The sequence below is a fragment of the Pseudomonas sp. Q1 genome (genome assembly GCF_009935975.1).
Classification (GTDB): Bacteria; Pseudomonadota; Gammaproteobacteria; order Pseudomonadales; family Pseudomonadaceae; genus Aquipseudomonas; species Aquipseudomonas palleroniana.
Window position 1 is genome coordinate 105,835 of the sequence record NZ_QODI01000016.1, and the last position, 12,353, is coordinate 118,187.

At 61.3% G+C, this 12,353-nt stretch carries 9 protein-coding genes; 7 read left to right on the top strand and 2 right to left on the bottom strand.

The annotated features are described in order from the left end of the window. Positions 1-14 precede the first annotated feature (14 nt). Both DK870_RS23485 and DK870_RS23490 read right to left on the bottom strand, forming a co-directional pair. Entirely contained in the window at positions 15-905 is an 891-nt protein-coding gene (locus DK870_RS23485) for an SDR family oxidoreductase (protein ID WP_161549813.1), read from the bottom strand. Next, positions 902-2,440, bottom strand: a complete 1,539-nt coding sequence (locus tag DK870_RS23490) for an NAD(P)/FAD-dependent oxidoreductase (protein WP_161549814.1) — start codon at positions 2,438-2,440, stop codon at positions 902-904. The genes DK870_RS23485 and DK870_RS23490 overlap by 4 nt, the downstream gene beginning before the upstream one ends. 277 nt (positions 2,441-2,717) lie before the next feature. Between DK870_RS23490 and DK870_RS23495 the strand changes: the two genes are divergently transcribed. The 7 genes from DK870_RS23495 to DK870_RS23525 all read left to right on the top strand — a co-directional run bounded on the left by DK870_RS23495 (position 2,718) and on the right by DK870_RS23525 (position 12,350). Next, positions 2,718-3,716, top strand: coding sequence for an alpha/beta fold hydrolase (locus DK870_RS23495; protein ID WP_178126902.1), 999 nt, complete (start codon positions 2,718-2,720; stop codon positions 3,714-3,716). A 318-nt stretch (positions 3,717-4,034) separates the two neighbouring features. Further along, a complete protein-coding gene (locus DK870_RS23500; RefSeq protein WP_090370628.1) occupies positions 4,035-5,315 on the top strand; it encodes an alkane 1-monooxygenase in 1,281 nt (426 codons plus the stop codon). A gap of 131 nt (positions 5,316-5,446) precedes the next feature. After that, positions 5,447-5,941 carry an alkane oxidation protein activator PraA gene (gene praA, locus DK870_RS23505; protein ID WP_161549816.1) on the top strand — a complete coding sequence of 165 codons (495 nt, stop codon included), beginning with the start codon at positions 5,447-5,449 and terminating at the stop codon, positions 5,939-5,941. 135 nt (positions 5,942-6,076) lie between these two features. Next, a complete protein-coding gene (gene praB / locus DK870_RS23510; protein WP_104993988.1) occupies positions 6,077-6,562 on the top strand; it encodes an alkane oxidation protein activator PraB in 486 nt (161 codons plus the stop codon). A gap of 115 nt (positions 6,563-6,677) precedes the next feature. After that, entirely contained in the window at positions 6,678-8,123 is a 1,446-nt protein-coding gene (locus DK870_RS23515; RefSeq protein WP_104993987.1) for an outer membrane protein transport protein, read from the top strand. A gap of 303 nt (positions 8,124-8,426) precedes the next feature. Beyond that, entirely contained in the window at positions 8,427-10,952 is a 2,526-nt protein-coding gene (locus DK870_RS23520; protein WP_161549817.1) for an acyl-CoA dehydrogenase, read from the top strand. Between the two features lie 54 nt (positions 10,953-11,006). Next, on the top strand, positions 11,007-12,350 hold the full coding sequence (locus tag DK870_RS23525; protein ID WP_161549818.1) for a 3-oxoacyl-ACP reductase: 1,344 nt from the start codon (positions 11,007-11,009) through the stop codon (positions 12,348-12,350). Positions 12,351-12,353: the final 3 nt, after the last annotated feature.

The window sequence follows — 12,353 nt, forward strand, 5'->3', positions numbered from 1 at the left end:
GTGCGTTCTCCTGTTCAGTGACGGGGCTCGTCGTTGGTTTCAAACACCGGCCTGCGTGGCTTGGGGGCCATGCGTTTGCTGGCGACGACCACGAGCGCTTGATAGGCCGCCGGCAGGCAACGGGCGAGCAGGTCGAGGAAGTAGGCGTCACGGCCGATCAGCACGCGGCGTTTGTTTTTGCGGATGCCGTGCAAAATCACCTTGGCAGCCTGATCGGCGTCGGTGATGAACAACTTTTCAAAATCGGCGCGGGCCTGTTGTTCGCTGTGGATGAGAAAGCCGGTCATGTTGGCGTCGATACGGCTGCTGCGGCAGATGTCGGTGCGGATGCCGCCGGGGTGCACGCAGGTGGCCGAGACGCCGCAACGCTGCAGGTCAAGTTCCTGGCGCAAGGCTTCGGTAAAGCCGCGCACGGCGAACTTGGTGGCGTTGTAGCCGCTCATGCCGGGCTGGGCGAACAAGCCGAATACGCTGGACGTGTTGATCACATGCCCATCGCCGCTGGCTTTGAGGTGCGGCAGAAACGCCTTGGTGCCGTGCACCACGCCCCAGAAGTTGATGTTGACGATCCACTCCAGGTCAGCGTAGTCCACGCCTTCGACGGTGCTCGACAGCGCCACCCCGGCGTTGTTGAAGATCAGGTTGACCTGGCCATGGTCGGCGACGCAACGGTCGGCCCAGGCCTCCATCGCTTGGCGATCGGACACATCCAGCACCTGCGTGGTGACCGTCACCGGCGACGAGCTCGAGGTCCGGACCAGCGCCAGTGTCTGCTCCAGGCCCTGGCTGTTCTTATCGGCGAGTGCCAGGTGGCAGCCTTCCCGCGCCAGGGCCAAGGCCAATGCGCGGCCCATGCCGGATGCCGCGCCGGTGATTGCCGCCACGCGGCCGTTGAATGACTTCATGACAGGCTGCCTTCTGCGCGGGAGTGGGGCGCTGGAACCGGATGGAGGGAGGGGCTGGTCGCGATCGGATGGGTGACGTAATCCTTGAGCGCGAATTGGCGGGTCACCTGTTTGAAGCGCCAGGTCGAACCGGGCCACAAGGTGGTGTTCTTGCCGGTGCGCGGGTCGAGGTACCAGCTGCGGCAGCCACCGGTGTTCCAGATGGTGCGCTTGAGCTTGTCCTGCAACCGACGGTTATAGGCATCTTCGACGGCGGGCTTGATGTCCACTGTGGCGATGTGATGACGCCGCATCTGCTTGAGGGCATCGAGGATGTAGCTGACCTGGGCCTCGATCATCAGAATCATCGAGTTGTGGCCCAGCCCGGTGTTGGGGCCGACGATCAGGAACAGGTTCGGGTAGCCCGGCACGGTGGTGCCTTTGTAGGCGTGGGCGCCCTCGCGCCAGGTGTCCATCAGGTCGATCCCGTCGCGGCCGATGATGCAGTCCCGAGGCAATGGGTCGGTGGCCTGGAAACCGGTGCCGAAGATCAGGCAATCGGCCGGGTGCTTGATACCGTCACGGGTGATCACGCCGTCGGCTTCGATACGCAGCACACTATCGGTGATGACCTCGACATTACTGCGCGAGAGCGCCGGGTAATAGTCGTTGGAGATCAGCACGCGCTTGCAGCCGATGGTGTAATCCGGCGTCAGGGTTTTGCGCAGGGAAGGGCGGGTGACTTGTTTGTGCAGGTGGCGCAGGGCGATTTTCTGCACCATTTTCATCAGGCGCGGGTGCCGGGCGAAGCCGAGCACACGCCCTTCCAGCGCCCAATAATACGCGCCGCGCACCAGCCGTTGCGTGAACGGCAGGTGCTTGAACGCCCAGCGCTCGAAGCGCGAAATGTCTCGGTCCGGTTTGGGCATGATCCACGGCGGTGTGCGTTGAAACAGCTGCAGATGAGCCACCAGCGGCGCGATCTGCGGTACGAACTGAATGGCGCTGGCCCCGGTGCCGATCACCGCCACGCGCTTGCCCCGCAATGAATAGGTGTGGTCCCACTGCTGGGAGTGGAAGCGCTTGCCCTTGAAGCTGTCCAGCCCGGGAATATCCGGCAGCGCCGGGCGCGACAGGCCGCCCATGCCCGAAACCAGCACGCGCGCACTGATCTGTCGTCCATTGCTGAAGCTGAGCTGCCAGCGTTGCTGCTGTTCATCGAACACGGCGCGTTGCAGGCCCATGCCAAAACGCAGGAAGGGCGCCAGCTCATAACGCCGGGCGCAATGCTCCAGGTACGCGCGGATCTCCGGCTGCGGGGCAAATTGCCGGGTCCAGTCCGGGTTGGGGGCAAAGGAAAACGAGTACACATGGGACTGCACGTCGCAGGCGCAGCCAGGGTAATGGTTGTCACGCCAGGTGCCGCCGAGGGTCTCGGCTTGCTCGGCGATCAGGAAGTCGGTGACCCCGGCCTCCTTGAGTTTGATCGCCATGCACAGCCCGGCGAACCCTGAGCCGATGATGGCGATATCAATGACGTCGCTGTAGGCATTCATAGCTTGTCCTTCGTGGGCATCGGTTGTGCTCCTGTTTTTGTTGTGTCTTTTGGATAGAACACCATTGCAAAGGAAAATTGAATTAATTATTTTAAAAAAGATTTTAAATAATCTACCTGAAAATATCGCTTACGCTAGGACCTTGTTGCGCAGGTCCGACTTTGTCCGACGGACGAGTAGGGTCTGCATGAGGTTCAAGTCCAGGGTGTGGACGATGGCTGAGGCCTTGATCAATACCGGTCGGGTCGCCAGCAGCAGGGAAGCAGAGGACCGAGCTATGGCTGTCGAATGGGTTGTCGCTGCGGCTGTGTGTGTGGGGGCAAGCGCTGTGTTATGGGGTTTCAGCGCCTGGATGACCCGGCGTATTGAAGCGGCTGTTCCGATCAACGGGCGTTTCGTGGAGGTCGATGGCGAGCGCTTTCATTATGTAGAAGAAGGCAAAGGCCCACCGCTGGTGATGATCCACGGGCTGATGGGCAGCAGCCGCAACCTGACCTACGCCTTGTCCGGCCAGTTGCGTGAACGTTTTCGGGTGATCACGCTCGATCGCCCGGGATCGGGTTATTCCACCCGGCATAGCGGTACCGCGCCGGACCTGCCGGCCCAGGCTCGACAAATAGCCGCGTTCATCAAGACCCTGGACCTGGATAAACCACTGGTGCTTGGGCATTCCCTGGGCGGCGCGATCGCCCTGGCGCTGGCGCTCGATCATCCCCATGCGGTCAGCGGCCTGGTCCTCGTGGCACCGCTGACCCATCCGCAACGTATGTTGCCGCCGGTGTTCCTGTCATTGGCGGTGCGCCCGGCCTGGTTGCGTCGTTGGCTGTCGCACACCCTGACGATGCCCATCGGCCTGCTGACCCAGAGGGCGGTGGTCAAGGGGGTGTTCGCTCCGGATGCTCCGCCGACGGATTTCGCCACACGCGGTGGCGGGTTGCTGGGCATGCGTCCCGACAACTTCTACGCCGCTTCTACCGAGATCAATCGGGTCAACGATGACCTGCCGGATATGGTCAAGCGCTACCCGCAACTGAGCCTGCCCATCGGGTTGATCTATGGTGCGCGGGACAAGGTGCTCGACTTCCAGAAGCACGGCCAGGCCCTGGCCAGCAAGGTGCCAGGGCTGAAACTGCAGGTGGTGGAAGGGCGTGGCCATATGTTGCCGATCACCGCTACCGAGCGGGTCGCTGCGGTGGTGGAGCAGATCGCCAAACGCGTGCGGCCACTGGAAAGCGCCACGGTGCTGCATCCGCCGTTTGCCCTGGCGAGTCAATAATTTTGCAATCGAACCTGCGGTTCGGCGGCGTCAATGCTTGCCCTAGACACCTGACCCCGGAGCCGGAAAAGAGACTGCTCGGTCACGTCCGAAAGGCCCTTAGAAATTAGTTGACGACCTAACGATTCCGCGCTATTTATTTAAAAAAATTATTTCAATATCTAATTTGAAACAATTTTTGAAATGCCTAAGAGCGAATAAAATAATGAAAAAAACGCCTTTTATCGCATGGTTGGTTTTCCGGGGCAGTCAGCGCTCCGTGAACCTGTTGTCCGCTAGATTTGTCACCCCCGCCACCGGTCTCGTACGGAGGTTGCCATGAATCAGTCCCTGGCCACTTCCAACGTCTGGACCGACGGCAAGCGCCACTTGTGGTGGCTTGGCATCATGCCTCTGGCAACCCCATTGCTCTCTGGTGCGCTGGCCATCACCACCGGTGTGCAGCAACTGTGGTGGGTCGGTGTCCTGGTCATCTTCGGCCTGATCCCGTTGATCGATGGCCTGCTGGGTGAAGATGTCAGCAACCCGCCTGAATCCGCCGTCAACCACCTTGAATCGCAAAGCTATTACCGCTGGATCGTCTACACCGGCGTCGTGTTCGTCATTGCTTCGGTGGTGATCACCGGTTGGCTGGCGGCGGGCGGTATCGACTGGATCATTCAGGGCGGCCTGTTGCAGGCCACCGCGCACCTCGACCCGTCGAGCTGGCCGGCCCAGGCCGCCAGCTACCTCACTGCACGCACGCAGCTGCATGGATCGGTAAGTTGGTTCACTTATCTGGGCATGGCACTGTCCACCGGCGCCGCCACCGGGATTGCGATCAATACCGCCCACGAGTTGGGGCACAAACCCAAACCCCTGGAAGTGTTTCTCGCCAAGGTGACCCTGGCGCCGACGTTCTACGGGCACTTCTACACCGAACACAACCGCGGCCACCACGTGCGGGTCGCGACCCCCGAAGACCCGGCCAGCTCGCGCCTGGGTGAGAGCTTCTGGGCGTTCCTGCCACGCTCGGTTTGGTTCAGCGCCCGCTCGGCCTGGAACCTGGAGCGCGAGCGCTTGCGCAAACTCGGCTTGCCGGCCTTGCATTGGAAGAACGCTGTCCTCAGCGCGTGGCTGTACAGCGTGGTGTTGTGGGGCGCGATGATTGTGTGGCTTGGCGTCGCCGTGATTCCTTTCCTGATCATCCAGGGTGTCTACGGGTTCTCGTTGCTGGAAGTGGTGAACTACGTCGAACACTATGGCCTTAAACGCCAGAAGTTGCCCAACGGCCGTTATGAGCGCTGTTCGCCTCGGCACTCGTGGAACAGTAATCGGATTGTCACCAATATCTTTCTGTTCCAACTGCAACGGCACTCCGATCACCATGCCAACCCCACACGCAGTTATCAGTCGTTGCGTCACTTCGATGAGTCACCGCAACTGCCTTATGGATACGCGAGCATGATTGTCTGGGCTTATGTGCCGTACTTGTGGCGCCGTCGCATGGATCATCGAGTGCTGAATCATTACGGCGGCGATATCCACCTGACCAATCTTCAGCCGTCAAAACGCCTGAAGTATCTGGAGAAATACGCGAACGGTACGGCACCGTTCTGATAGCAACCTTGTCGTCGGGCTGACTCGGGATCCAGGTATTGCGCAGGTTCCGATCGCCCAAAGTTTAAAGATTGAATGCAAGTGAGTTGTTTGACCCGAACAAAAATAATTTCAAGGGAAGGACCTGCACCATGCAAACAGCTGCCAAGTTCACCACTCATATCGTGCTGGCCGCCCTCGGCCTGATTGTCTACCAACAGGCCCAGGCTGCCCGTATCGAGCCTGCGGGCAGCGCCTTCACGGCCCAAGGCCCGATCAGCTTTTCCAAGGGCGCCCTGATCAGCGCCGACTGCACCATCAAGGTGGCCGGCAAAGTGGCGGCCGATGGTTCGTCGGTGAACGTCGACAAAGTTGAGTTCGATGGCGGCCTTAAATGCAGCCGTGTCGAAGCCATCAACTTGCCCTGGATCCTGGTCGCCAAAGATACCCAAAGCGGTTCCATGTCGAAGATCAGCGTGGATGTGCACGCCTTCGGCCTCGGTGGCAAGTGCGGTCCTTCGACCGCCAACGGCACTTGGGATAACGCCACCGGCAAGTTGGAAGCCGCCAACGTGCCGATCGGCGAGGACTGCAAGATCAAGACGGTGTCGATCAAGATGCCGCCCAACTTCAAAGTGGTTGAATAAACACAGTCGAAAGATGCGGTGGTAATCGAATTGAGATTTGGCTGGAAAGGGAAGTTCTGCAGTTTCACCGTGACCTCTCGTTCATGGCCATTACCCCTGGCGAAATGACTTCGCCATAACATGTGAGGAAAAACAATGAAAAGCTTGAAAACCCTCGTTTGTGCAACTTCTTTTGCAATGTGCTTTGGCGCGGCTTCGATGGCCAGTGCGGCTTCGGTTGCTCCGGATGGTCCGTTCTCCACCAATGCCGGCACCATCGTTGTGAAATCGCCATCTTCCTTCGGGGCTGCGGTGACCTGCGGGATTACCTTCACCGGCAACGTCAGCGGTGGCGTGGCTTCCATCAACGGCGCGACCCTGACCGGTGGCGGCCTGTGCGCGTTGCCGACGCTGACCAACCTGCCATGGGTGCTGACTGCGGCGACGGGTACCACCGGTACCGTGACCAACGTCGGCTACAAAATCTCCTCGATTCCTGCCACCAACTGCGGCCCTACCACCATTGCGGTGGCCTGGAACCCGAGCAGCAAAACCCTGTCCGCGGCCAACCAGGCGCTTAGCGGCAACTGCACCGTGGTTTCCCTGAGCGTGGTAGCGCCAACGCTGACGGTGAACCCGTAAACCGTAACTCCTGAGGGCTGATCACCCCGGTACACACAGGCGCCTCGCCAGAGGCGCCTGTTCGGGTACCGAACACCGGCAGGGGCCGGGCGTAGATAATAATAAGGAGTACCGCATGAATAATAAGAAACCACATGCTCACACGTTACTGGGGCTGGCCTTGCTGGGCGGCCTGATGACCACGGGGCCGGTCGAGGCGGGCGGGTTTTCTACGCCTACCTACGGCGCACCGGGTTGGGGGCGTGCATTCGGGGGCGGTTCACTGTTCAAGAACGATCCGAGTGCCGCGTACAACAACCCGGCGGCGATGGCGTTCATCGACTCCACCATTGCGCAGCAGACGGTCGATTACGCTCGGGTCAAGATCAAATATTCCGGCCAGGCTTATGACCACAACGGCAACCCGGTGACCAACACCCCGGTTCTGGATGACCAAGGCAATTTGGGCGATCCGACTCTCAATACCAACAATGGCGGGCAAGGTGGCTTTACCGCCTGGCTGCCGACCGGCTTTCTGGTGGTGCCCATCGGCGACCGCTTCGCCTTTGGCCTGAGCCAGGTGGTACCCCAGGGCATGAAAACTACCTGGGATCAGAACTCGAAGCTGCGCGATTTCGCGGTCGACACCAAAATCGAAACGGTCGGCCTCACAGGCTCGCTCTCGTTCAAAGTCAATGATGAGTTCTCGGTGGGTGCCGGTTTGATCTATCAGCGCAGCCAGGGCTTTGTCAGCCAGAACATTGACGTGCTTGCGGCTGCGGATGTTTCTCCCGGGCTGGGAGGCACTGGTTTTCCAACCGGTGTCGGGCATTCATTGATGCGTGTGAAAGTCGATAACAGTTCAGTGGGCTGGTTTGGCGGCATTGTCTGGAAGCCGACGCTGCAAGACACACTGGGCCTGAACTATCACGCCAAGATCAAAAACAAGATGACCGGTAAATACAACATTTACACGGATGCGATTGGCCGCAACACCATGACCAACCCGATCGGTCCAAACGGCGAAACCCTGGTTGAAATGGCTTATCCCGGCCTCAAGCTGTTCCCGGATGGCGCGCATGCCAGTACTCAGCTGGACATTCCGGCGACCGCCGCCGTTGACTGGGTGCACCAGTTCAATGACCGCTGGGCGTTGGGTGTGAGCGTCATGTGGACCGAATGGTCTTCGTTCCAGGACCTGACGCTCAAGTCGCAAGGTTCGACGATTGTCGCTATTCCCTACAACTACAAGAACGCCTGGATGACGTCGATTGGCGGCGATTACAAAGCCACCGACGAACTGACCCTGCGTGCCGGTGTGGCGTACGACCAGACCCCCACCCGCAATTCAACCCGAGACCCACGGATTCCTGATGGTGACCGCTACTTCCTGGCGTTCGGTGCCGGTTATGACATCAAGGCCGTGCCTGGCCTGTCGGTGGATGCCGCGTATTCGCACCAGTTCGTCGAGAAGGTCAACCTGAGGACCAAGAACGTGGATCGCCTCGGAGCCGCGCAGTTGGATGGCAAGGCCGAGTCGTCCGGTGATGTGGTCAGCCTGTCGGCCACCTACAAGTTCTAAAGCGTCTGGCACGGCAGTCGTGGGGCAGGGCGTCCAGCGCATCTAGAGGCTCGGCTCCACACTGTCGTCGGATTGGGCGGTTGGCCCTTGTGACGCTCCTGATATTTTCCTTCGTAACCTGAAAAAGGCTGACGTGTTCAGCCTGGTATTTTTTCGCCAAACGATTAAATAAAAATTTCAAAACAGAATTTGAATTTGTCTTTTCAAGTTTGTAGTGTGGCTTTACGCAGCCGCTCATTTCGAGCTGTCCGCGCAACAGCCTGCCCTGAATCGAGTTGTTCTGGATCAAGTGAGGTATCCCCCATGGTTATCTGGTTATTGATAGGTGTCGCAGCAGCGATTGCCCTGGCATATCGACAAGCCGCCGCCGCGATTTGGCTTGGCGCTGGCCTGGTCTGGCTGGCGATGGGTTACCTGTTCAACGCGGTGGCAGGTTTTGGCGCCACCGTCGCGGCGGTGCTGGTGGTGTTACCCGCCTTGTTGATGAGCCTCAAGCCGCTGCGCCGCAGCTTGTTGTCGAGTAAGGCGCTGGAGCTGTTTCGTACGATCATGCCGGCGATGTCCGACACAGAGCGCGCCGCCATCGAGTCCGGTACCGTGTGGTGGGACGCCGAGTTGTTCAGTGGCAAACCCAATTGGGCGCGCCTGCTCAACGCGGCACCGGCGCGCCTGAGCGCCGAAGAGCAAGCCTTCCTCGACAACGAGGTCGAAACCCTGTGTGACATCGCCAACGACTGGGAAACCACCCAGGTCTGGCAGGACATGTCCCCTGAAGCCTGGCAGTACACCAAGGACGCCGGCTTCCTCGGCATGATCATTCCCAAGCAGTACGGCGGCAAAGGCTTCTCCCACTACGCCCATTCCCAGGTGGTGATGAAGTTGTCGACGCGCTGCTCGGCGGCGGCGATTTCGGTGATGGTGCCCAACTCCCTCGGCCCGGCGGAATTGCTGCTGCATTACGGCACCGATGCCCAGCGCAACTATTACCTGCCACGTCTGGCGCGGGGCGAAGACATTCCCTGCTTTGCACTGACCAGCCCTTACGCCGGCTCCGACGCCGGGGCGATTCCGGACCTCGGGGTCGTCTGCAAAGGCGTGCACGAGGGCGAGGAGGTGTTGGGTTTCAAAGTGACCTGGGACAAGCGCTACATCACTCTGGGCCCGATCGCCACGGTGCTGGGCCTGGCATTTCGCGCCGAAGACCCGGACGGGCTGCTCGGCCAGCCGGGCTCGTTGGGGATCACCTGCGCATTGATTCCGACGGCTCATCCGGGGGTGAACAGTGGTCGTCGTCACTGGCCACTCAACGCGGTCTTCCAGAACGGTCCGACCACCGGCAAGGATGTGTTCATCCCGCTGGAATGGGTGATCGGCGGGCGCGAACAAGTCGGCAATGGCTGGCGCATGTTGATGGAATGCCTGGCTGCCGGCCGCGCGATTTCCTTGCCTTCGGCTAACGTCGGCCTGGGTAAGGTCGCGGTGCGGGGCACCACCGCCTATGCGGCGATGCGCAAGCAGTTCGGTTTGCCGATCGGCAAGTTCGAAGGCGTACAGGCACCCTTGGCGCGCATGGCCGGACACTTGTATGCCTGCGACGCCGTGCGCAAGGTCTCGGTGGCATCCCTGGATGCCGGCGAGAAACCTTCGGTGATTTCGGCCATCGCCAAATACCACGTCACCGAACGGGCGCGGATGATCGTCAACGACGGCATGGACATCGTCGCCGGCAAGGGTATCTGCATGGGGCCGAACAACTTCCTGGCCCGCGCCTACCAGCAGAGCCCGATTGCGATCACGGTGGAGGGGGCGAACATCATGACCCGCTGCCTGATCATCTTCGGCCAGGGCCTGATCCGCTGCCATCCCTACGTGTTCCGCGAGATGGAAGCGGCGCACCACCCGGACCGGCGCAAGGCGCTGGAAGCGTTCGACAGCGCGATGTTCGGCCATCTGAGCTTTGTGCTGGCCAACACCGTGCGGGCCGCCGTGCATTCGCTGACGGGCGGGCGACTGATTGCTGCACCGGCCAAGACCGACCCGGCGCTGGCGTCCTACTACCGTCAGGCCAACCGGCTGTCGGTGGTGCTGGCGCTGATCTCGGACATGTCCATGGGCGTGCTGGGCGGTGCCCTCAAGCGCAAGGAAAGTATCACCGGGCGCCTGGGGGACATTCTGTCGCAGCTGTACATCTTGTCCTGCGTGCTCAAGCGTTTTGAAGATGATGACCGGCCCCAGGCCGACCTGCCGCTGGTGCATTGGGCGGCCCAGGATGCGTTGCTGCGCGCCCACGAAGCGTTGGCCGAAGTGCTCGATAACTACCCTTCGAAAGCGGCCGCACGGGTGGTGCGAGGCTTGAGTTTCCCCTTCGGTATTCCCCTGCGCAAACCTTCGGACCGTTTGCTGGCACAGGTGGCTGAGGTGGTGCAGACCCCCGGCGAAACCCGTGACCGTCTGTTGGCCAATTCCTACATCCCTCGGCCGGAAATCGACAAGCTGGCCTATGGCGAACTGGGCTTCCGTTTGCTGCCGCAGGTAGAGCTGATCGACGCGCGCCTCAAGTCCGCCGTCAAGCAGGGTCTGATCGAGCCGATGCCGATTTCCACCACCGCCTTTACCGCCTGGCGCGTCAAGGCGCGGGCGCTGGACCTGATCAGCGACGACGAAGACGCCTTGCTCGGGCGTTATGTGGAATACGCCGACCACGGCATCCAGGTCGACGACTTCCCGCAGGACTTCGGCTTGCTGGAAGCCTTGCAGCAGCGCCAGCAGGCGTTGGAACCCAAGGCCAGGCGCCGCACCGCCCAAAACGAAAACGCCCCGGTCAACTAGGCGAATGCGGCCAGTGTGGGGCCGCGTATACAGAGCAAGTGAGTGAGTACCGATATGAGTGACAGCTACCTTTCATTCGTCAATTCGTCCTGGGGGCGTCGCCTGGCCCAGGCCATTGGCCTGCCGCAACCGTTGCCGCTGCAACGCCATCGTAGCGGCCAGCCCGGCCTGGCCAACCCGGTGATCGTCGCCGGGGCCGGGCGCCTGGCGCCACAGGTGCAACAGATCTTCAGCGCCACCGACACAGTCGTCGCCACCCCGGCGACCCTCCAGGCGCCGTCCACGCTCAAGGTGCAGGGCGCGGTGTTCGACGCCAGTGGCGTGGTGGATGTCCAGCAACTCGATGAGCTTTACCTGTTCTTCCACGCCAATGCCAAGCGCCTCGGCCATCACGGTCGCGTGGTGGTGCTCGGCACGGCGCCGGAACAATGCAGCGATTTGCCCCAGGCCATCGCCCAACGAGCCCTGGAAGGGCTGGTGCGTTCCCTGGCCAAGGAACTGCGGCGGGCCATCACCGTGCAATTGATATACGTCGCGCCGGGCGCTGAAGAGGCGCTCGACAGCAGCCTGCGTTTCTTTCTGTCACGCCGTTCGGCCTATGTGTCGGGGCAGGTGGTACGCCTGGAGAAGCCAGTAGAAGGGCACGTCACCGTCAATTGGGAAAAGCCCTTTGCCGGTCGTCGCGCCCTGGTTACCGGCGCCTCACGCGGGATCGGCCTGGCCATTGCCCAAGTGCTGGCCCGCGACGGCGCCCATGTCGTATGCGTCGACGTCCCCCAGGCCCAGGAAGCACTGCAGCAGGCGGCCGGCAGCGTGGGCGGCTCGGCGTTGCCGCTGGACATCACCGCCGCCGATGCGGCCGCCTTGTTGCAGGCGCATGCCAGTCAATACGGTGCCTTTGACGTGGTGGTGCACAACGCCGGGATCACCCGCGACAAGACCATCGCCAAGATGACCGAAACCGCCTGGCGTGAGGTGCTGGCGGTCAACCTGCAAGCGCCCCTGCAACTCAGTGAGGCGTTGCTGCAAAGCCAGGGTTTGAAGGCGGGCGGGCGCATTGTTTGCGTCTCGTCGATATCCGGGATAGCCGGCAACCTGGGGCAAAGCAATTACGCCACCTCCAAGGCTGGCGTGATTGGCCTGGTGCAGGGCTTGGCGGCGCGTGCGGGCGCGCAGCAGGTGACGGTCAACGCCGTCGCGCCCGGGTTTATCGAAACCCAGATGACAGCGAAGATCCCGCTGATGATCCGCGAAGCGGGGCGGCGCATGAACTCGCTGTCCCAGGGCGGGCAGCCAATTGACGTGGCCGAGACCATCGCCTGGCTGGCCCACCCGGCCTCGGGCGGGGTCAACGGCCAAGTCGTACGTGTGTGCGGGCAAAGCCTGCTGGGGGCTTGAGCC

Excerpts from the sequence above, each read along its gene's own strand:
- DK870_RS23490 (WP_161549814.1), bottom strand. The coding sequence starts at position 2,440 with ATGAATGCCTACAGCGACGTCATTGATATCGCCATCATCGGCTCAGGG.
- praA (WP_161549816.1), top strand. The coding sequence starts at position 5,447 with ATGCAAACAGCTGCCAAGTTCACCACTCATATCGTGCTGGCCGCCCTC.
- DK870_RS23500 (WP_090370628.1), top strand. The coding sequence starts at position 4,035 with ATGAATCAGTCCCTGGCCACTTCCAACGTCTGGACCGACGGCAAGCGC.
- praB (WP_104993988.1), top strand. The coding sequence starts at position 6,077 with ATGAAAAGCTTGAAAACCCTCGTTTGTGCAACTTCTTTTGCAATGTGC.
- DK870_RS23495 (WP_178126902.1), top strand. The coding sequence starts at position 2,718 with ATGGCTGTCGAATGGGTTGTCGCTGCGGCTGTGTGTGTGGGGGCAAGC.
- DK870_RS23485 (WP_161549813.1), bottom strand. The coding sequence starts at position 905 with ATGAAGTCATTCAACGGCCGCGTGGCGGCAATCACCGGCGCGGCATCC.
- DK870_RS23520 (WP_161549817.1), top strand. The coding sequence starts at position 8,427 with ATGGTTATCTGGTTATTGATAGGTGTCGCAGCAGCGATTGCCCTGGCA.
- DK870_RS23525 (WP_161549818.1), top strand. The coding sequence starts at position 11,007 with ATGAGTGACAGCTACCTTTCATTCGTCAATTCGTCCTGGGGGCGTCGC.
- DK870_RS23515 (WP_104993987.1), top strand. The coding sequence starts at position 6,678 with ATGAATAATAAGAAACCACATGCTCACACGTTACTGGGGCTGGCCTTG.